The organism is Candidatus Methanoperedens nitratireducens (genome assembly GCF_000685155.1).
Classification (GTDB): domain Archaea; phylum Halobacteriota; class Methanosarcinia; order Methanosarcinales; family Methanoperedenaceae; genus Methanoperedens; species Methanoperedens nitratireducens.
In genome coordinates, this window is the sequence record NZ_JMIY01000003.1 from 329061 (window position 1) to 348823 (window position 19763).

General features: G+C 44.6%; 18 protein-coding genes. 9 read left to right on the plus strand and 9 right to left on the minus strand.

Annotated features, from left to right (window positions below; translation table 11 throughout):
* Positions 1 to 64: 64 nt before the first annotated feature.
* Positions 65 to 1225 (minus strand): hypothetical protein, encoded by a 1161-nt coding sequence (locus ANME2D_RS08305; protein WP_048090455.1) that lies wholly within the window; start codon positions 1223 to 1225, stop codon positions 65 to 67.
* Between the two features lie 7 nt (positions 1226 to 1232).
* Positions 1233 to 4787, minus strand: coding sequence for a VWA domain-containing protein (locus ANME2D_RS16870; protein ID WP_052368698.1), 3555 nt, complete (start codon positions 4785 to 4787; stop codon positions 1233 to 1235).
* Positions 4788 to 5134: 347 nt separating this feature from the next.
* Here ANME2D_RS16870 and gatC point away from each other — a divergent pair, with 347 nt between their 5' ends.
* From gatC to ANME2D_RS08335, 5 genes are all read left to right on the plus strand, one after another.
* On the plus strand, positions 5135 to 5425 hold the full coding sequence (gene gatC / locus ANME2D_RS08315) for an Asp-tRNA(Asn)/Glu-tRNA(Gln) amidotransferase subunit GatC (protein WP_048090457.1): 291 nt from the start codon (positions 5135 to 5137) through the stop codon (positions 5423 to 5425).
* Positions 5426 to 6847 carry an Asp-tRNA(Asn)/Glu-tRNA(Gln) amidotransferase subunit GatA gene (gene gatA / locus ANME2D_RS08320; protein WP_048090459.1) on the plus strand — a complete coding sequence of 474 codons (1422 nt, stop codon included), beginning with the start codon at positions 5426 to 5428 and terminating at the stop codon, positions 6845 to 6847.
* A complete protein-coding gene (gene gatB / locus ANME2D_RS08325; RefSeq protein ID WP_048090461.1) occupies positions 6844 to 8262 on the plus strand; it encodes an Asp-tRNA(Asn)/Glu-tRNA(Gln) amidotransferase subunit GatB in 1419 nt (472 codons plus the stop codon). The genes gatA and gatB overlap by 4 nt, the downstream gene beginning before the upstream one ends.
* A gap of 130 nt (positions 8263 to 8392) precedes the next feature.
* Positions 8393 to 8980, plus strand: a complete 588-nt coding sequence (locus ANME2D_RS08330; protein ID WP_048090464.1) for a 50S ribosomal protein L15e — start codon at positions 8393 to 8395, stop codon at positions 8978 to 8980.
* Entirely contained in the window at positions 8980 to 9408 is a 429-nt protein-coding gene (locus tag ANME2D_RS08335) for an RNA-binding domain-containing protein (RefSeq protein ID WP_048090465.1), read from the plus strand. The genes ANME2D_RS08330 and ANME2D_RS08335 overlap by 1 nt, the downstream gene beginning before the upstream one ends.
* A gap of 9 nt (positions 9409 to 9417) precedes the next feature.
* Here ANME2D_RS08335 and ANME2D_RS08340 read toward each other — a convergent pair whose 3' ends face one another.
* The 5 genes from ANME2D_RS08340 to ANME2D_RS08360 form a co-directional block, all read right to left on the minus strand.
* Complete coding sequence (locus ANME2D_RS08340) at positions 9418 to 10221, minus strand: RAD55 family ATPase (RefSeq protein WP_102044970.1); 804 nt, start codon at positions 10219 to 10221, stop codon at positions 9418 to 9420.
* A 133-nt stretch (positions 10222 to 10354) separates the two neighbouring features.
* Entirely contained in the window at positions 10355 to 10666 is a 312-nt protein-coding gene (locus ANME2D_RS08345) for a hypothetical protein (RefSeq protein WP_048090467.1), read from the minus strand.
* A gap of 86 nt (positions 10667 to 10752) precedes the next feature.
* Positions 10753 to 11754 (minus strand): class I SAM-dependent methyltransferase, encoded by a 1002-nt coding sequence (locus ANME2D_RS08350; protein WP_048090469.1) that lies wholly within the window; start codon positions 11752 to 11754, stop codon positions 10753 to 10755.
* Positions 11751 to 12749 (minus strand): homoserine dehydrogenase, encoded by a 999-nt coding sequence (locus tag ANME2D_RS08355; RefSeq protein ID WP_048090471.1) that lies wholly within the window; start codon positions 12747 to 12749, stop codon positions 11751 to 11753. Before ANME2D_RS08355 ends, ANME2D_RS08350 begins: the two co-directional genes overlap by 4 nt.
* Complete coding sequence (locus tag ANME2D_RS08360) at positions 12746 to 13258, minus strand: amino acid-binding protein (RefSeq protein WP_048090473.1); 513 nt, start codon at positions 13256 to 13258, stop codon at positions 12746 to 12748. The genes ANME2D_RS08355 and ANME2D_RS08360 overlap by 4 nt, the downstream gene beginning before the upstream one ends.
* A 150-nt stretch (positions 13259 to 13408) precedes the next feature.
* On the opposite strand from ANME2D_RS08360, the gene ANME2D_RS08365 reads away from it, so the two are divergent.
* On the plus strand, positions 13409 to 14536 hold the full coding sequence (locus tag ANME2D_RS08365; RefSeq protein WP_048090476.1) for a PQQ-dependent sugar dehydrogenase: 1128 nt from the start codon (positions 13409 to 13411) through the stop codon (positions 14534 to 14536).
* 5 nt (positions 14537 to 14541) lie between these two features.
* Here the strand turns inward: ANME2D_RS08365 and ANME2D_RS08370 are convergent, their stop codons facing one another.
* Positions 14542 to 15966: a cellulose synthase family protein gene (locus ANME2D_RS08370; protein ID WP_048090478.1), complete on the minus strand. Its 1425-nt coding sequence runs from the start codon at positions 15964 to 15966 to the stop codon at positions 14542 to 14544.
* Between the two features lie 346 nt (positions 15967 to 16312).
* Between ANME2D_RS08370 and ANME2D_RS08375 the strand changes: the two genes are divergently transcribed.
* The 3 genes from ANME2D_RS08375 to ANME2D_RS08385 all read left to right on the plus strand — a co-directional run bounded on the left by ANME2D_RS08375 (position 16313) and on the right by ANME2D_RS08385 (position 19368).
* Entirely contained in the window at positions 16313 to 16702 is a 390-nt protein-coding gene (locus ANME2D_RS08375; RefSeq protein WP_048090479.1) for an emp24/gp25L/p24 family protein, read from the plus strand.
* A gap of 128 nt (positions 16703 to 16830) precedes the next feature.
* A complete protein-coding gene (locus ANME2D_RS08380; protein WP_048090480.1) occupies positions 16831 to 17985 on the plus strand; it encodes a pyridoxal phosphate-dependent aminotransferase in 1155 nt (384 codons plus the stop codon).
* A gap of 48 nt (positions 17986 to 18033) precedes the next feature.
* Complete coding sequence (locus ANME2D_RS08385) at positions 18034 to 19368, plus strand: dihydroorotase (protein WP_048090482.1); 1335 nt, start codon at positions 18034 to 18036, stop codon at positions 19366 to 19368.
* A 48-nt stretch (positions 19369 to 19416) separates the two neighbouring features.
* Here ANME2D_RS08385 and ANME2D_RS08390 read toward each other — a convergent pair whose 3' ends face one another.
* Positions 19417 to 19707, minus strand: a complete 291-nt coding sequence (locus ANME2D_RS08390) for a non-histone chromosomal MC1 family protein (RefSeq protein WP_048090643.1) — start codon at positions 19705 to 19707, stop codon at positions 19417 to 19419.
* Positions 19708 to 19763 lie beyond the last annotated feature (56 nt).

A 19763-nucleotide genomic window follows, 5' to 3' on the forward strand; every position in this document is an offset into this window, starting at 1 on the left:
AAAACAAACAGCGGCTTGAAATTTAAAGGATATTTCAACGCTCTTTCAATATCTGCTGCCATAATTATACCTCTGGATCAAAATAGAGCATCACAGTAGACCCCGCCTCCAGTGCATCCTTTGCCACAGTAAGTATGAGCTTGGTCTTCTCCTTCATCTCAGGCTCAACATTAGGTCTTGAAAGCAGCCTCTCGCACTCCTCTATCAGAGGTTCGGGCTCCTGCAATCCCTCAGTCGCGTAAAGTTCCATCAGGCTTGAGAGCACGGGGAAATTGCCAAGGGTTTTTACCTTCTCAACGTAAGCCTCAAATTCGTTCTGTGTGCCGAAAGCCTCAAGCGATCCGCTTCCTTCCCTGTCAAAGATCATCACAGAACCTTTGGTGTCATATTCGGTCGGGGGAAACTCTAATTTTTTGGCTGGTTTTTTGATTTTGGATGGAACTTTTGCTAATTCTGGAGCTTTTTCGGCTGTATAAACATCGGCAAAGGTTTCTTTCAGATGGAAATAGTAAAGGTATCCTTCAAGTTTGTCTTTGTTAGCCCGCAGGCTTTTTATATATTCCTCTATGCCTGCTTTTGCTTTTGGCAAATTCTCCTGAGTGGGGTTTAACTTGTATTCGCACAGTGGGACAAGGGCTTTGGGAAGGGCATATTCTACTTTTCTCCACATTTCGACGCCAGATTTTTTATATTTGTTTAAGTAGAGAATTACCTGTGTTAAAAGCTCGTGTGCTTCTTCATACTTGCTCAGATTCAACAAGGCATAGCCGCGCCAGAGGTGTCCGGCTGCAATATCGTCAAAATTCCCATATTTTATTGCGGCTGCAATAAAATCTTCTGACAATAGGCAACTCTCGGCAGCCCATTCAAAGAGCTGGCGGGCTTTTTGTGGGTCGGTTTTTGAAAGGTTAAAAGCGATTCCCTCTCTTAATTGCCACATTCCTTGTTGAATTAATAAACGTGGCTTTTTTTTCCCCTCTTCTGACAAAGTAGCAAATCTTGAGGTATACAACCGATAACCAAAAATTGTCAAGTGATGGAACATTTTGGTTGATTTTTTTTTGTCTCCACTATAGGCATATATTGTGGCTAATTTTTCATAACAGTCTAAAATTCCATTTTCAATCTTTTCTGGAAATTTATCATACGCATCTTTATCATGTAAGTATTTTTCACAATATTTAAGTTCATTTTTTATGAAATCAGAGAATTTATTATTTGACATTAAACCTCTACTTATTCACTGCCCTGACTACAATGTCAATAGTTCCTGAGAATTCTTCAGTTCTGGTTTTGTAATTATACGGCAATCTCGAAGGCAAATTTAAACCATCCTTGATTGCCTGACTGTTCGGTCCGTTAAGATAAAGGATAAATTGTTTTCTTAAGTTGGGATTTTTATTTGAATCAAAATAATCTTTTCCAATGTGATTGGCTGAATATTTGACATTAAACTCCAGAGCGTCAGTTAGTTCGTCCTTCTTAATATAATTCCTTAAATCCCATAACGTCAGTGTCTGCCTTGTTTTTGCCTCTGCTATATTTAAAACATTATCGTATATATCAGAGTAATCCGGTCCTCCCTTGTTGACATGCTTTGTATCAATTAGAATATTTCGAGAATTCTCAGGAATATTACCCAATATCTCTTTCTTCACAAGATATTCCCCATATGCACCTTTGAGATTGCCCAGATAGCCGGCAACGGATTTGCCTGCAGCATCTGCAGCCGTCATTTTCTTAACATCGATTGTGACCCTGTCCGTCAATATCGAACCTCCACTTGTCAATTCATCCCTCACAAACGTAGGCAATCCAGGGAATTCCTGGTAAATCTTACTGTTTGTAAGAATGTCATCAAATCTCTTTAAATCTATTCCCTGCTTGTAAAGAGAAACGATAACATCATCAGAGAATCCTTTAGTGTTCAAATTTTTAACAATATCATCACCGATAGAAGCCTTGACCCAGATTATTGAATCATCAACATATTTTAATGTAAAAGACGCGGCTGAAAACACCATATTCGGATGCTTTGCAACAAACTTCGTGATAGCTCCAGAAACCTTCGCAGTATCCCCATAAGCCGGAATCAGGGCAAGTGCATTCAAAAGTGTACCAAGACCATCGCCATGCCATATCGATGCAGCTATGTCCCTGATATCACCCACGACAATGAAACCGCTGAGCATCCAGCCTGCAAAATAATATAGACTATCATGGTCATCAGCACCCCACTCACCAAGAACAGCGCCCAGGACAATCTCCCTTCCGATCTCAAGATAGCTGTAGCGTTTCTCATAGACAAGCGGATCATAGTCAGGATCCAGGTATTCTTCATAATCATCAAATCCGTCATAATCGGTATCTGCGATCAACGGATCAGTACCTATTTCCAGCTCAAACCCATCTTTTAAGCCATCTTTATCGTAATCAGGATTTAATGGGCTTGTTCCAAACTCTTCCTCATCTGAATCTGCTATACCGTCGTAATCGCTGTCCACCAGCGTTGGCTTACTTATAATATTGAAATATCTCTTTCCATTGACCTCAACTAGTACTCCAGCCTCTTCCCCATCCGACAGCCCATCGCCGTCTGTATCGGGATCATTAGGGTCAGTGAAGTACCAGTTTCCCAGCCCGTCCCTGAATCCTCCAGTCTCAAGCGCATCAGGGATGCCATCGCCATCTGTATCTGCAGGTTCTATCCCTCCGGATATAGTACGGAATACCTCAGGAAGCTGATCAGCAGAAGCAACAGAGTAATACTGTCCGCCTGTAGCAGTAGCAATGCCTGTAAGAAGCGTGCTATCCACTGAACTTCCAAGCCCGATCGTGTAGATAGTGATGTTGTTCGCCACGGCCTGCTGGGTGTAGTAATCGTGATAATAACCCTCACCATCTGTGAGCAGTATCATCATCCAGGCATGGCTTGTATTTCCGGCACTGATAAGATGGCTATTTGCAACACTTACTCCAGCACCGATATTCGTTCCGCCCCATGCATCAAAGCTGTCTATTGAAGCATTGACTGCGCTGAAATCATCAGTGAGCGGTCTTATGAGATATGCGTAACTATCAAAATCCACAACCCCTGCGCGGTCGCCAGGGATAAGCGCACCCACGAAGTTCTTTGCTGCTATCTTGCGGTATCCGTAAGGATCGTTCCAGCTCATGCTCCCTGAGCTGTCTATGGTGAACATGACATCCACGAACACCACATCAGTACCACCGCGTCCTGTATTCATTTCAGCTTCGAACAGGGCATTCCATGCAGGTACGTAAAAGATCGCGAACACAGAGAAGTGTGATGTTGTTCCTGTGACCGTGCGATTATCAGGATCTACTGTTGATTCTATCTGGATAAAAGTGCCAAGAGTCTCATTGAAATAGAAAAGAGAGAGGTTTGCAGGATCGCTTACTTTATCTGGATTGTAAGGCAGGCTTATACTGGCTGATTCAAATGATCTATTCAGGCTGAGATCAACAACAGGACTTACAAGTGCAGAGACGTTATTGAGATATCCTGAAGCAACATTATATATCTTCAAATTTCTTGCCAGGTCTCCTTTACCTGTAATTGATACCCTTACATCGAGTGTATCGTGAGTTTTTACAGAAGTATAGGCCTCATCCCCGTCAAGGATACCGTCGCCGTCTGTGTCAGGGTTTAAGGGATCTGTGCCAAGGCGCAGTTCACTGTCATCATCCAGACCGTCGTTATCTGTGTCTTTCAGAAGTGGATTCGTGCCTATGCTTACCTCAAAGCCGTCTGGCAATGAATCCTTATCTGTATCGCTGACAAGAGGATCTGTTCCGAGCGTTTGTTCCTTAAGATTGGTAAGACCGTCGTTATCCGGGTCCTCTTCTGCATCGGGTATTCCGTTGCTGTCTGAGTCGACTGAGCGAATGTCAGTGAGAAGACCCAGCTTCATCAATTCAAAGTAATCAGTTAGACCATCGCCATCTGTATCTTCTTTGAAGGGATCTGCTCCTATGCGATATTTTACAAAGGAGGGTAGCTGGCCTCCCAGCATCTCATAGCCGTCTTTAATTCCGTTCCCTGCCTCGTTTTCCTGTGTTAATGAGGAGTCTGAATCAGGGTTTTGCGGATCGAATCCCAGCAGTCTCTCGTAGTATTCGGGAAGCATGTCCCCATCAAGGAGAAGGGTGATGGATCTTGTCCGTCCGATCGAGTCTATGGCACTGATGGTGATGTTGTTTATTTCAACAAGATGTACGATTGTTGAGAAATTCTGATCTATGACCGGTACTGTGAATGCCGCTCCGTTGTGAGTTAAAGTGATACTGGTTACTGCTGGCTCTGCTATGGTGCCTGAGACTATGATTGGCTGGTTTGAGGCTGTGTCGTCGGATGGGGAAAGTATGGTGATTAATGGTGTTTCGTCCTCTATCCACAGCGTGGTATGGCTTCCAGGGCTGCTTCTTACCTGAATTTCCAGTTCATTTTTTTCCTGGACTGAGATGTTCTTTTCTATCAGGCGGATATTCTGGTTGAACTCGTTTGTCCTGACTACTGTTTCTCCGTTGAGCCTGATTAAAGAACTGCTGCTTGAATTGTTTTCTTCATCGCCATTCTGGATATATAAAGTGTAGTTACCGTTTATTCTGCTAAGTGAGAAATTATCCTGGACTGTGGCAGGTGCGCCATTTGTCCGCTCGAACCTGACAGGGCCATAAACAATTGAGGCTGTTGCTGCAGGGCTGAATGTCGATACAAGAATTAGTGCTATGACTATATACGAAGTGAAGGGCCTATGATCCATACCTAATACCACAGCTATACGTAGATTAATTAAGATATATATAATTATTGATTATAATTATAATGATGATGGTAAATTTGACGTTTTCGCAGCCCTGGCAGTTAAGTAAGGATATTTGAGGAGGATCAAGACATTCAAGATATCTTTTTTGTTTCATCTCTTACAGATATTATCACAAACCACTCTTTTATAATATCGTCTTATGATAGTTCTTTTTTATCCATACCTTTATCTACCTCCAATCCCATATACGATTTTATATACAAGTATAGTAAGAGAAATATATAAAGCTTTTAATAACCTTTATTGAGGGCTTATTACGTTTAATTCAGATTGCGGAGAAGATTATGATCACAAAAAAAGACCTTGAGCACATAGCATGGTTATCCCGTCTTGAGTTAAGTGAAGAGGACAAGGAGAAGTATACGCCAAAGCTCAATTCAGTTCTTGACTATTTTGGGGAACTTGATGAAGTGGATACTGAGGGGGTTGAGCCCACGTATCATGTGCTTCAATTGAGCAATGTATTCAGGGATGATGAACCAGGCGTTCCAGCAGTCTCACTCTCTCAGGAAGAGGCGCTTGCCAATGCCCCGAAGAAGCAGGATGGATTCTTTAAAGCACCAAGGATGATGTAAATGTGGGCAGGTATAAATGAACTGAGAGAGAGGATCCAGGATGAATCCTCAGAAGAAGTTGTGTACGAGTACCTTGAGAGGATCGAATCAAGTAAGCTTAACGCCTTTATCACAGTTGCCCGTGAAAGTGCCCTTACGCGTGCCAGGGAGATCGATTCAGAAGGTCATGATGGCCAGCTTGCAGGCATACCTGTTGCCATCAAGGATAATATCTCAACGGCCGGCATACAGACCACATGTGCCTCAAAGATCCTGACCGGCTATATCCCGCCTTATGATGCCCATGTGATAGAGAGGCTAAAGGATGCAGGCGCCGTGATTATCGGAAAGACCAACATGGATGAGTTTGCCATGGGAACATCGACAGAAACAAGCTTCTTTGGTCCGACACTCAACCCCTGGGATCTGGACAGGGTACCGGGCGGGTCATCAGGCGGTAGCGCAGCAGCAGTGGCAGGCGGAGAAGCGCCTTTTGCCCTTGGTTCTGATACAGGAGGCTCAGTCCGCTGTCCGGCATCGTTTTGTGGTGTGGTCGGATTAAAACCCACATACGGTGTGGTATCACGCTACGGGCTCGTCTCTTACGCCAACTCACTTGAGCAGATAGGGCCGTTTGCCACGAATGTCCGCGATCTGGCAGCCCTTTTTGACGTGATCGCAGGTAATGATGCCCGGGATTCAACATCTATTGATACAGAAGTGAACTATTCATCATCGCTTAAGGATGATATAAGGGGACTGAAGATCGGCGTGCCGGAGGAATACTTCGGGGAAGGGACTGATAAGAAAGTAGAGAGGGCTGTGTGGGATGCGATCCATACACTCGAGGACCTGGGGGCAAGCTGGAGCGGGGTAAGGATGCCGCATACAGGACACGCCCTCTCAGCATATTATATAATCGCAATGAGTGAAGCTTCTTCCAACCTTGCACGGTTTGACGGGATGAGATACGGGCTTCGCACAGAGGACAGCGACTGGCACACCACATTCTCACAGACAAGAGCAGCCGGGTTTGGCGATGAAGTAAAGCGGAGGATAATACTGGGAACGTATGCGCTATCTGCCGGGTACCATGATCGATACTACTTAAAAGCCCTGCGCGTGAGAACACTTATAAAGCAGGATTTTGAGCGTGCATTCAGGGATCTGGATGTTCTCATCACACCCACAATGCCGTACCCTGCATTTCGGATCGGGGAAAAAATAGGCGATCCGCTGTCACTGTATCTTGCTGATGTGGACACCGTCCCTGTAAACCTTGCAGGGGTTCCTTCTATTTCCATATCATGCGGTTTCGCGGAAGGATTACCCATCGGGATGCAGATCATAGGCAAGCACTTTGATGAGGCTACTATCCTGAGGACTGCTTATACATTCGAAGAGAATACTGATTTTCACAATAGAAGACCGGAGGGGTTATGACATACGAGAACCCGGATGGAGTGAAGATAGGACTTGAGGTCCATGTGCAGTTGAACCGGCTAAAAACAAAGGTATTCTGCGGATGCACCACGGATTATCACAGCGATCCCCCGAACACCCATGTCTGTCCTGTGTGTCTCGGTCTCCCAGGCTCATTACCTGTGATAAATAAAAAGGCAGTGGAAGCAGCTATAAAAGTAGGTCTTGCACTTAATTGCAGGATAGAGGAGCATACGCAGTTTTACCGCAAGAACTACTACTATCCCGATCTCCCGAAGGGCTTTCAGATCACGCAGTACGATTTCCCCATCTCAAGCGGGGGCTATATCACTATCGAGGGTGAGGACGGGGAACATAAAGTCAGGATCACGCGTGCCCATATGGAAGAAGATCCGGGCAGGCTTGTTCATGAGGGCACGATCGACAGATCAAAGTATACTCTCATCGATTACAACCGCTCAGGCATGGCGCTGCTTGAGATCGTGAGCGAGCCGGATATCAGGAGTCCAAAAGAGGCGCGGCGGTATCTTGATAAGCTTCGGAACATCCTTGAGTATCTTGATGTTTTCGACGGGAATCTTGAAGGCGCCCTGAGAGTGGATGCCAATGTCTCTATAATGGGTGGCCAGCGTGCTGAGGTCAAGAACATCTCATCGCATAAGGGTGCTGAGCGCGCACTGCTTTATGAGATAGTAAGACAGAAAAACGTTATACGGCGGAGAGGCACGGTTGTACAGGAGACGCGCCACTTCGACGAGGCAAGAGAGATCACTGTATCAATGAGAACAAAGGAAGAGGCGCACGATTACCGCTATTTCCCCGAGCCAGATCTTGTGCCCTTGAAGATATCAAGCTGGGCGCCTGCGATTGCAGAGACGCTGCCTGAGCTTCCGGATGCAAGACGGCTTCGATTTATTGAGCAGTACGGGATAACGGATGAACACGCAAAAGCCCTCACATCAGAGTTGAAGCTTGCAGTATTCTATGAGGATGTTGCAGGGAGAGTTGATCCCAGAATGGCTGCTGTATGGGTAAGCGATGTTCTTAAAGGAGAATTGAACTACCGCGACCTCACGATTGACGCTTTCAGAAAAGAGCATATGATATCGATAATCGAGATTCTTGCAAATAATAAGATCACAGAGGACGGTGCTGTTGATATAATAAGGACGATCCTTGATAAAGGCGGCTCGCCTGAGGAAATAGTTAAAGAGAAAGGTCTCCTTAAAGTTGAAGGGGATATCGTTGAGACAGCGGCGCAGGAGGCAATAAAGGAAAATCCGCAGGCTGTAGCTGATTATAAAGCTGGTAAAGAAAAGGCCCTCAACGCGCTTGTTGGACAGGTAATGAAAAAGACAAAAGGAAGGGCAGATGCAAGGACTGTAAGGGAAGTACTGCTGAAGGAATTGAAATAAGAACCGAAGGTGGACGAAGATTCAAGAAATCTTTAACTACAATGAAATAGCTTAAAGTCCCTGGTAGCGGGAGAAAATCCCGCAGGAATGTGGCCCATAAGGGCTGAACCGTAAAACTTAGGTGAATACAATGAAATCAATGTATGCATATATCAGAGATGCATGGAAAAAACCGGATGAATCATATGTGGACGAACTCATGTGGGGAAGACTGCAGGAATGGAGACGGGAACCCACAGTAATAAGAGCAGAGCGCCCCACAAGGCTGGACAGGGCAAGAGCTCTGGGCTATAAAGCAAAGCAAGGGATTGTAGTCGCACGCGTTAAAGTAAGACGCGGAGGCCGACGCAAATCAAGGTATCAGCGCGGAAGGAGAACTAAACGCATGGGCGTGAACAAGATAACGCCTGGAAAGAGCATCCAGAGCATTGCAGAAGAGCGTGCAGCGCGCAGGTACCCGAATATGCAGGTATTGAACAGTTACTGGGTAGGCCAGGATGGCAGACACAAATGGTACGAGACCATTCTCGTGGATACAAGTCATCCTGTAATTATAAGTGATAAGAATCTCAACTGGATATGTAATACCAGTCAGAAAGGCCGTGTTTTCAGAGGAAAGACAAGTGCGGGCAGGAAGGGCAGGGGCCAGAGACATAAAGGCATTGGCACAGAAAAGACAAGACCAAGCCTGCGCTCGCATAATAACACAGGCAAGTGATGCAGATACATCATGTCACGCTCAGGACAATTGCCCAGGCAACCGAAAGTAAGGACAGGGTAAAAGATGCCCTGTCGCTTTTTCTTCCCGATGGTAAAATAGAGACTATTGATACAGAGGGGCATTTTGGAAATCCAATCACCATTCTTCAAGCACAGATAAAAGGCAGGGATTGCAGCAGATTTATCGATCTATTAAAATCAAAGCTAAAAGAGCAGGATCTGAAGAGATTAAAAGATGAGCTTGGCGAGAGAATTGATGATGAATGCCGTCTCCATATAAGGTTTGATAAGCAGGCCGCTTATGAAGGAGCGGTTCAACTTGCAACTACTGCTGATACGATTGCAGCAGAAATAAAGATCAAAGCATATCCTGCAATACGCCAGAATGCTATCCAGGTGGCAGAAAGGATTTTTAGATCGACATGAACATCACAATCAGGCAATGTCTTTCGTAGTATCGATCTGGATACCATCCCCTACGATGAACCTTAATGTCTCTGTTGCCTGAGCTCTACCTCTTAACTTGGGTATTAACAGGTGGTTTGAGACCTTCTCTGAATTCTTCTCAGTCTCGATCTCAAATATCACATCGCAGGATTTCAGGGTTCCATTCTCAAGGTTCTTCTCATGCGTATCCTTGAGGCCATATAAAAATGACAGGCAGTTCAGTTTTTTTGTTGTTTCATAGATCACATTTATAAGCCGTTTGATTATACCTGGATTGACATTAAGGTCCAGGTAAAAAGAAAATGAATCGAAGATTATGTTTACATCCATACCCTCTGCTTCTGCCATTATTTTTCTCAGGTTAGATTCTGTGAACTCTACGATCTTGGCATCTATGAGCTCATTGCCTATATTATCAACTATTTCTCCATGAGCAGTGATATAATATGCACTGTATATATCAACGAATACTATGTTATTAGTTTCAAAGCCATAATTCTGTATATCACGCAATACATACTTTGGATGCCTGTCGTTTGAGAAATAATAGCTTTTGCGGGCCTGCGTGAACTGATATAAGAAGACCTCGCCCATGGATCTTGCATCCGAAAATATATATACCATAGAGCCTGAGGGCAATCCACCTCCCAGAGTACGATCAAGAATAGATATAGCAGTCTCCCGATTTATCTGCTCCGGAGCCTTCTCCTCTATTAGATCCACAGCAGGAGCTTCTTTAGTTTGATTTTCTGCGGAGATTTGCACTAACGTGGCTTTTTTTTCTTTTGACATTATTCTCCCTCTAAGTGCTATTATCTCTGTACCCTCTAATAAATCTAATCATGATAATGATTATATGATTATCCCGTACGGTATCCGGTCCTGGGACATAAAGGCTAAAAATATATTTACAAACTTGTGCAGTTCATGGAGAAGTAGCTGGCCCCAGACCAATTGTCTTTATTTCTTCTGTTATCTCGCTGATCTTTTCAAGCTCAGCCATGAACTCAGAATACGCTACCTCTGCTGACTTTGTGGCAATAGCACCCTGAGTGGATGGTGCGATCAACCCCTGCTGCTCAAGAACACGCAATGAGTACCTTACAAGATGATCTGGTATGCCTGTCTCAAGAGAGAGCTTCATTATTCCGATGGGCCCACAGCCCATCACTTTCTTAAGTATTATAATGTGCCTCTTTAGCAGTTCAAGTTCATGTTGGATTCTTCTTGTCAGCATGAAAGTTAGAGTTGTAACTAGGGACATATCTAATTTGGCATGGAGATCAGTGGCACAGCAGTGATTCCACATATTATTGAAGACAGCTAATCCACCCTCGCATCCACTACCACATGCCACACTCCTGGTGAGTACTTTTTTATCCGTCTCATATTGATTATTTTTGCATCTCTTCCCTGTTTTTCTGCCTCAGCAGATATCCTCTCAACAGGGCGGCGCTCTATCGCCTCAGGCACGGCCTCATGGTAGTGAATAATCCCGCCCGGTGAGAGGGCACGGATACCGTGCTTGAGGTACTCATGTGCATCTAAATACCCCATGATCACCCTGTCCGCTATCCCGTGCGGGGTAACAACTGCGCAATCTCCTTCCACAGGTTCAATAACATCCTCTACTCTGTTAAGCTTTATATTCTCTTTTAAATAACCAGATGCTACAGGGTTTATTTCTATAGCGAATATCTTTTTGGGTTTTGAATGCACTGCCATGGGTATCGAGAAATACCCGATCCCTGCGAACATATCCACAACAGTTTCACCCTCACCAAGCCCGCTCATGCGCTTTCTTTCAGCGAGATTTCCCTTGGAGTACATAAGCTTCATGGCATCGATCTTAAAAGAACAGCCGTTCTCAATATGTATGGTCTCAGTGCTCCTCCCTGCGATTACTTCCCGCTCAGGCTGCCTCATCTGACCGCTTATTCCCCTGTCAAGAAGCACTGTCCTGCATCCCGGATATAAGGATAATAGCGCCTTACCGATCTCCGCCTTTTGGTTCTCCAGTTTTTCGTGCAGTGAGACTATGATTATGTCCCCGAGGATCTGCCATCCTGCAGGTAAAAGCTCTCTCTCGCTATCCGGGATATCAAGAATATCAAGATAGTCGCCAGGGGTCTTTTTCGGGATATAGAACCGGGGCTCTTCCTGTTCGACCAGAGTAAGACCTTCTTTTGCAAAGGATTCCTTTACAGGGATCTCAATAAGACCGCTCTTTTTAACAAGCCTTCTGGTTTTATCAAGAGCGCCTTCAAAGAGCAGTTTTTGCCGAACTTTTTCAGCTTCCTCTCTACTAACAATAACAGCCCTCATGAATTTCTTGCAATATGCAGAACATCGCTCAGGATAGAACTTGCGGTCTCAATTGAACCTGCACCTTTTCCACTGATAGTGATCCTTCCTGCAAGGTCGGTCAGTATGGATGCAACGTTCAGCGTGCCTCCCACAGCAAGGGGATGCCGCTTGGGGACAAGGCGCGGCGCAACAGTAAGCGTACCATTCCCGGCCTCACAGATGAGCTTTACCACGTAATTGTTTTTACTGGCAAGCTCAAGGGCCTCAGGTGTGATCTTTGTGATACCAGTGATATCTACATCGCGATATGTGACAGCATCCTGGAAGATCGAGTTTGCGATGATGACAAGTTTGCATGCAGAATCTATACCTTCAACATCGTACGTGGGGTCGGTCTCTGCTATCCCCAGTTCCTGTGCCTCTTTCAGCACAAGCTCATACGGCAGCCTCTCTTCTGCCATCCTTGTAAGGATATAATTGCAGGTACCGTTGAGTATGCCCTCAATCCCGATAACAGTGTTACCAGCCATGGCCTCATGAACAAGGTTAAATATCGGAACAGCCCCGCCCACCGTAGATTCATATCTGAAGAACAGGCCGTTATCTTCAGCCATCTCTTTCAGATCGGAGAAACGCAATGCAAGAGGTCCTTTATTCGATGTGACAACGTTCTTTCCTGAATTGAGGGCAGTAAGCATATTGTTGAGGCCAGGTTCACCATCCTTGATGTTCGTAGGAGTTGCTTCTACGATGATCTCATGCTCCACGTTACTGATCAGATCAAATGCACTTTCTGCACATGTCGCAACTGTGCCTGTTTGTTTTTTTCTGGTTATAGCGCCCATCAGGTCTATTCCCTTATCATCGATCTCGCATCCGCCAGAATCCGCTATCCCTACAACGCACAGGTTGATGCCCTGTTTATTAATATACCCCTGTTTTGATAAGATTGACCGGGCTACCCCCTGGCCTACCGCCCCGAACCCGATGATGGATAATCTGATAGTCTTCATGCTCCCTCCGAGTTAAGCCTGATAGGTTCTATCATAAGCAGGTCCTTTTTATCTGCAACATCCCGCAGGATCTCAAGTGATTTTTTCAATTCCTTCTCCCCGGTAGCACTGATTACAAGGTATGCTGATGAAGTCCTATCTATCGCCGGCATCGAGAGTGATAGGTCTACGACCTCTGCAAAGCCTGTGGAATCTATCCTGTCGATGGTATCTCCTATATCTGAATGAATGATATGCCCTATAAGAACTAAAGAGACCGAGGATCTCAGCCTCTCTTCCCCTACTCTTGCCACTCTGACACCGCTTTTCTCAAGCCGCTCGATGAGTTCGTCAAGAACACGCTGATCTATCTCAAAAGTGATCTGTACAGGGATTGTTCCTCTGGGAGTTTTCTCTTCGTGCTGATGTACAACGCTCATAATATTCCCATGTAACTCTGATATCGGCGAAAGTGCAAGAACAAGCTGCCCCGGAATATCCTTTAGCTCAAGCGTCATAGAAACAATCATAAATCCTCACTATGCACAGGTGGGTAATAAGTTTATTTGGTGGATGTTAATTTTTTTTGTCCCCGGGTCGGGACTTACACAGGGCATATATAATCCAGAAACCTTTATGTAAAATCTTGAGAAATTATACCAGGGGTATTGAATAAGTCTATGGCTCAACTTCCGAATAAAAAATCACTTGTTCTCATTGCTATAATTGTTTTTATAATCCTGTTAATAGGTCTTGTCTTGTGGGATTTTTCAGTTAGCAGACCTGGCGATATCCTAACCCCAACCGCACCACCTCTGGATGATACACTTCCTGCCGTTTCTGTGGCTAAAGAGTTGGATATTCCCTGGGCTCTTGATTTTCTGCCTGATGGCAGTATTATTTTTACCGAGAGGGCAGGCAGGATAAGATTGATCGATGAAAAAGAAGGCCTGCTTCCAGATCCCTTGCTTACCATCGATGAAGTGGCTCATAGAGGGGAGGGGGGCTTGCTTGGTATTGTGCTGCATCCTGATTTTGTCCAGAATTCATTCGTATATGTTTATTACACCTATCAAAATGGTGCTGTTTTAGCTAATCGAGTGGTAAGATTTAGAAAACATGATAACAATTTGTCAGATAAAGAAATAATCATCGATAATATCCCCGGGGCCTCAATACATAACGGCGGTAGAATAAAGTTCGGTCCTGACGGGCACCTGTACATCACAACCGGTGATGCCAATAATCCAGATCTGGCCCAGGATGAAAACTCTTTAGCTGGAAAGATCTTACGTTTAAAAGATGATGGGACAATCCCTGCTGATAATCCTTTTCCAGACTCACCTGTTTATTCTTTTGGCCATCGAAATCCCCAGGGTCTTGTCTGGGATGGTCAGGGTGTGCTCTGGGCAACCGAGCACGGCCCCAGGGCTAATGATGAACTGAATCTTATTGAGCCTGGAAAAAACTATGGCTGGCCGATTGTTCAGGGTGATGAAGAAGCACCAGGATTTGTAAGCCCTGTAATCCACAGCGGTACAGAGACATGGGCACCTTCTGGTGCTGCTTATTTAGATGGGTCTTTATTTTTTGCAGGGCTGCGGGGCCAGAGCCTGTATGAGGTGGTAATAGATGATCAACCAGTGTCTCTGCGCCGTCATCTGAATAGAGATTTTGGCAGGCTGCGGGATGTTGTTGTCGGCCCTGATAATTTCCTGTATATCCTTACAAGCAACAGGGACGGAAGGGGTATGCCTGGTGAAGACGATGACCGGATCATCAGAATAGACCCGGGGAAATTCAGATAGTTTCTCTAGAGTGAGTGCAAAACCGTCAATCCTGCGATATAGAAATAGCCAAGTGCATAGAGCACAAGAAACGGCACCAGAAAATAGCTTCCTGTAGTAATCGATATATAAAGAGCAGCCAGGGCATATATACCAAGAGAAAGCTCCAGGATAGTGGTGAAGGGGAAACTTAACCTGTATTTTTTGGTATCCCACCTATCAGCTCTTCTCTCTATCCCGAACTTAGGTGTTCGCAGGAAAGCACCCTTACGATTGAGCAGTGCTTCTACAACAGCTATGGTACTGCTGGCCGATATCCCGATCCCGAGGACCGTGAGCATAGGCAGATATACCAGGCGCCGCCACCAGTTCTCATATAGCTCCATCTGCGAGAGGGTATACATGACCAGAGGTCCAAGAGTACCGAAAGCTAAGAACTTGAAATAAGAGAAGATAGTATTTGAAAAAGTAATAAGAGGAAGACTGAGGAGCAGAAGCACAACCATCATTGGATGCACTGAGTAATAAGTGAGGTGCAGCAGAGTCTCTATCTTCCTGAAGACTGAAGCATCTGATTTTGCAACTTCTGGCAGGAGCTTCTTGGCACACTGGATTGAGCCTTTAGCCCACCTGAACTGCTGGCGTTTGAAGGCATTTATCTGTACCGGGACCTCAGCAGGAGAGACCACATCATCAAGAAAGATCATTCTCCAGCCCTGAAGCTGTGCCCTGTAGCTTAAGTCCAGATCCTCAGCGAGAGTATCAGCCTGCCATCCTCCAGAGTCCTCAATGCACTTCCTGCGCCATATACCTGCAGTGCCGTTGAAGTTAAAGAAGAGCCCGGCACTGTACCTTGTACTCTGCTCTATCTGGAAATGTCCATCGATCCCGATAGAAAGCGCCCTTGTGAGGAGGGAATAATCTTCATTTATATGCCCCCACCTTGTCTGTACCATGCCTACAGTAGGATCAGAGAAATAGGGGATACACTTCTTAAGAAAATCAGGATCAGGCAGGAAATCAGCATCAAAAATCGCTATGAATTCACCCTGCGCATGCTTCAGCCCCTCCTGCAGTGCCCCGGCCTTGTATCCCTCCCTTGTAGGGCGGCGGAGCAAATGGATATTAAGGCCCCTGCTTCCAAGCTCATTAATGCATCCCTGTATTATTTCTGTAGTTTCGTCTGTTGAATCGTCCAGCACCTGTATCTCAAGTTTCTCAATCGGGTAATCCATATCTGCTACTTTTCTTATCAGGCGCTCAACTACGTAGAACTCGTTATATACAGGGAGCTGGATTGTCACAGCCGGGTAGGAGGAAGGCGTATCTGGAGGTTTTTCCTTCTTCCTTTTACTGTGGAGATAAGCAAAGAGAAGGTTGTTGCTTCCATATATGGAAAGGGCAACTACGGTCATGGTATATATCGCTATGAGCAGGTAGATAGGACTCATATCCTATCACCGAATATACAAAGATTATATGTATTATTGTCATTACCTTCACTCCTGTTAGCTATAATCCCGATCACCATGTTATTTTAAACCCCAACCTATGCAAATGTATGCAAGGTTTAAATAAATAACTTTTTTGTTTTCAATGAGACCATCCGCCAATTCACTCAAACAACTCTTAGATTAACTCTTTTGCATACAAATAATGACATGAATCGGCTATATGCATTATAATTACCGTGGATAGCCACCAGTTGATCTATACAGAAAGCACTTTAATGTAATCTTTAAAAGAATAGAAATATTTATTAGCCAGCATCATTATAATAATCAGATTAGTGATTGTATGAAAAAAATATTATTAATTATTTTAATAATATTGGGTGTATTAGTTGCCGGATGCAGCGGTCCTATAGGTTCTTCAAATAAGCAAACAAGTACTATTGTGAATGAACAATTTACAATATCTGCAAATAGTGTAAAAGGCTATTACAGCGATCTACAGACAGGTGACGAATTAGAAGTTTCAATTACTGTATTGCAAGGTGGGGATCTAGATATAGATTTTTATATAACCAATGCCGACGGTGCAAAAATAATTTCACGTTCTAAAATAGGAGATACAACGATCTCATGGGTAGCTCCTTCTTCTGGCACATATTATTTTAAATACGATAACAGTTTCAGTGCACTTACGTCAAAAATTGTTAAAACTACAATTACTGTGACCAGATGATGGGAATACACACTTAATGTCCGTATAATCGAAGCTAACTATACTATCTAAACCCCTTTATTTCTACTGGAAAAATCATGACAGATCTACGAAATGTAGATATACATTATTGTACTCTAGGACGGTATATGTTATCATGCAGAGTAGATCATTTTGTTGAATCCGTCATCCGTGATATGACAAGGCTCTCATTAAAACACGATGCGATCAACCTTGCCCAGGGATTCCCGGATTTTCCGGCTCCGGATGAGTTAAAGCGCGCTGCTGTATCTGCAATTATAGAAGACCGAAACCAGTATTCAATCACATGGGGAGCAAAAGAGCTGCGGGATGAGATCTCACGAAAAGCGCGCGATTATAATCACATCGAAGTCGATCCAGAGAGCGAGATCACGGTAACGTGCGGTTCAACAGAGGCCATGATGGCTGCAATGCTTGCTATAATCAATGAAGGGGATGAGGTCATCATATTCGAGCCGTTCTATGAGAACTATGGTCCTGATGCTGCTGTTTCTGGTGCGATTCCTCGTTTTATACCCCTGGACGATGAGTACAATATTGATGAAGATGCCCTTACATCTGCTTTTAACAGGAAGACGCGTGCGCTCATTCTTAACACCCCGAATAACCCATGCGGCAAAGTGTTCAGTAAGGATGAGTTAAAATTGATCGCAGATCTATGCGTTGATTATGATGCTATTGTTGTGACAGATGAGATATATGAATATATACTGTACGACGGCAAAACGCATACCAGTATAGGCTCACTGGATGAGATGAGGGACAGGACGATAACCATAAGCGGGTTCTCAAAGACATACAGTGTCACAGGCTGGCGTATCGGCTATGCGCTTGCAGAAAAAACCCTGACCTCTGCTATCAGGAAGATACATGATTTCCTGACCGTAGGAGCCCCTGCCCCGCTTCAACATGCATGCGTCAGTGCACTTAGATTTCCAGATTCGTATTATAAAGAGCTTGTGGCGATGTATGACAGAAAGAGAAGATTTCTGTATGATGCCTTAATAAAAGCCGGATTTGGATGCACGATGCCGCAGGGTGCATACTATATCCTTGCCGATATACCCGATGGGATGGATGATAAGGCTATGGATGATACTGCCTTTGCTAAGTATATGGTGCGTGAGATCGGAGTAGCAGCCGTACCTGGAAGCAGCTTCTATAAGAGCGAAGCAGGCAGACATAAGCTGCGCTTCACGTTCTCAAAGAGGGATGAGACTTTAATCGAGGCCGCACAGAGGCTTGAGAGACTTAAGATTTAGCAGAGAATCTAAACCTAATTAAGTATCTGCGTATAATTAAGTACCACTATGCCAGATCTTGTAATCAAGAATGCCAGACTTCTTATTGACGATACAATCCAGCCGGCTGAAATAGCCGTAGATGACGGCAGGATCTCAAAAATAGGGAAGATAATCAGCACAGAGGAAGTAAATCAGGTAATAGATGCAAAAGGCGCGCTTGTTCTGCCAGGGGCAATAGATCTTCATGTGCACTTCCGAGATCCTGGAATGACAAAGAAGGAGGACTGGTACACCGGCTCATGCGCAGCGGCAGCAGGCGGTGTCACCACTGTTATTGACCATCCCAATACAAACCCTCCGACAATTGACATCGAATCCTTCAAGAAAAAACAAAAAGAAGCAAAAAAATCCATAATCGACTACAGCATAAACGCCGGGGTAACCAGCAATCTGCAGTACCTGAGGAAGCTCTGGGAACTTGGAGCAATGGCTTTCGGGGAGATATTCATGGCAGAGTCCACAGGCTCCCTGAATGTGAACGACCTGATACTTAAAAGATCACTTGAGATCACAGGAGATCTGGGCGCAGTGGCATGCATCCATGCAGAGGATGAAGAAATAATGAAGAGGTTCGTTCACATATTAAAAGGAAAACATGAGCCAGAATCCTACTCAAAATCGCGCCCTGAACTATCAGAGAAGACCGCTGTTGAGAAAGCGATTAGATTTGCGGGGGATACAGCAACAAGACTTCATCTCTGCCATATAAGTGCACATGAGAGCCTTGAGGTCATAAGAAGAGCAAAAGCTGAAAGCAAAAATATAACCTGTGAGGTCACACCGCACCATCTTTTCCTCTCAACAAAGGACTGGAAGCGCCTGGGAACTCTCGGAAAAATGAACCCGCCACTTCGTGATTTTTATTCGCAGCAGAGCCTCTGGGTCGGTTTAACTAATGGAATTATCGATGTAGTTGCTTCTGATCACGCACCTCATCTTGAGCACGAGAAGATGACCGATATATGGAGCGCGCCGGCAGGCGTCCCCGGAGTTGAGACCATGCTGCCGCTCATGCTCATGTCTGTTAAACGCAACCTTCTCACCCTGAAGCGATTAATCGAGGTCACAAGCTTGAATCCTGCAAGAATATTTGGCCTGAATAAAGGAGTGCTTGCACCGGGGTATGACGCTGATATGATAATTACGGGAGAGGTAATGGAGATCCGCAGAGAAAAATTGCACAGCAAAGCGGGATGGACGCCGTATAATGGCATGTATGGCATGTTCCCAAGGATCACGATCTCCAGGGGAGATATAGTCTTTGAAGATGGTGATATTATTGCGAAAAGAGGCAGGGGCAGATTTATTCCAGGGCAGGGGTTGATCTACTCAAAGCAATAATTACATTATCTTGAAGTTCTAATAAAAATAAAAAGAAATTATAAAAAATTAAATTTTAGTGAGTTTTTCTATACCTGCTTTCTTTACATTGGGTTTATTGATCTCAGCAGGCATCCACTTTGGTTTGTTCTTTGGAGCCGGGACAGTTTCCTTCCATCCTTTATAGATATGGATCTTTTTGCTTCCTCTTTCCCTCAGTCTTAATTCAACGGGTTTAGCTTTTGTTCCATCGCTGCGATTGGCTGCTTTCAATGCTGCCTGCCTTGGCTGGTTGCCTGTAAATACTCCTGTCTCTTTTCCATCCTTATCCCGTAATACAAAATTTCTTATTTTCGCCATATTTTTCATACCCCGACAACGGTTTGTTGTCTTATTATTAGATTACTCATTATAGT

Excerpts from the sequence above, each read along its gene's own strand:
- ANME2D_RS08305 (WP_048090455.1), bottom strand. The coding sequence starts at position 1,225 with ATGTCAAATAATAAATTCTCTGATTTCATAAAAAATGAACTTAAATAT.
- ANME2D_RS16870 (WP_052368698.1), bottom strand. The coding sequence starts at position 4,787 with ATGGATCATAGGCCCTTCACTTCGTATATAGTCATAGCACTAATTCTT.
- gatC (WP_048090457.1), top strand. The coding sequence starts at position 5,135 with ATGATCACAAAAAAAGACCTTGAGCACATAGCATGGTTATCCCGTCTT.
- gatA (WP_048090459.1), top strand. The coding sequence starts at position 5,426 with ATGTGGGCAGGTATAAATGAACTGAGAGAGAGGATCCAGGATGAATCC.
- gatB (WP_048090461.1), top strand. The coding sequence starts at position 6,844 with ATGACATACGAGAACCCGGATGGAGTGAAGATAGGACTTGAGGTCCAT.
- ANME2D_RS08330 (WP_048090464.1), top strand. The coding sequence starts at position 8,393 with ATGAAATCAATGTATGCATATATCAGAGATGCATGGAAAAAACCGGAT.
- ANME2D_RS08335 (WP_048090465.1), top strand. The coding sequence starts at position 8,980 with ATGCAGATACATCATGTCACGCTCAGGACAATTGCCCAGGCAACCGAA.
- ANME2D_RS08340 (WP_102044970.1), bottom strand. The coding sequence starts at position 10,221 with ATGTCAAAAGAAAAAAAAGCCACGTTAGTGCAAATCTCCGCAGAAAAT.
- ANME2D_RS08345 (WP_048090467.1), bottom strand. The coding sequence starts at position 10,666 with ATGCTGACAAGAAGAATCCAACATGAACTTGAACTGCTAAAGAGGCAC.
- ANME2D_RS08350 (WP_048090469.1), bottom strand. The coding sequence starts at position 11,754 with ATGAGGGCTGTTATTGTTAGTAGAGAGGAAGCTGAAAAAGTTCGGCAA.
- ANME2D_RS08355 (WP_048090471.1), bottom strand. The coding sequence starts at position 12,749 with ATGAAGACTATCAGATTATCCATCATCGGGTTCGGGGCGGTAGGCCAG.
- ANME2D_RS08360 (WP_048090473.1), bottom strand. The coding sequence starts at position 13,258 with ATGATTGTTTCTATGACGCTTGAGCTAAAGGATATTCCGGGGCAGCTT.
- ANME2D_RS08365 (WP_048090476.1), top strand. The coding sequence starts at position 13,409 with ATGGCTCAACTTCCGAATAAAAAATCACTTGTTCTCATTGCTATAATT.
- ANME2D_RS08370 (WP_048090478.1), bottom strand. The coding sequence starts at position 15,966 with ATGAGTCCTATCTACCTGCTCATAGCGATATATACCATGACCGTAGTT.
- ANME2D_RS08375 (WP_048090479.1), top strand. The coding sequence starts at position 16,313 with ATGAAAAAAATATTATTAATTATTTTAATAATATTGGGTGTATTAGTT.
- ANME2D_RS08380 (WP_048090480.1), top strand. The coding sequence starts at position 16,831 with ATGTTATCATGCAGAGTAGATCATTTTGTTGAATCCGTCATCCGTGAT.
- ANME2D_RS08385 (WP_048090482.1), top strand. The coding sequence starts at position 18,034 with ATGCCAGATCTTGTAATCAAGAATGCCAGACTTCTTATTGACGATACA.
- ANME2D_RS08390 (WP_048090643.1), bottom strand. The coding sequence starts at position 19,707 with ATGGCGAAAATAAGAAATTTTGTATTACGGGATAAGGATGGAAAAGAG.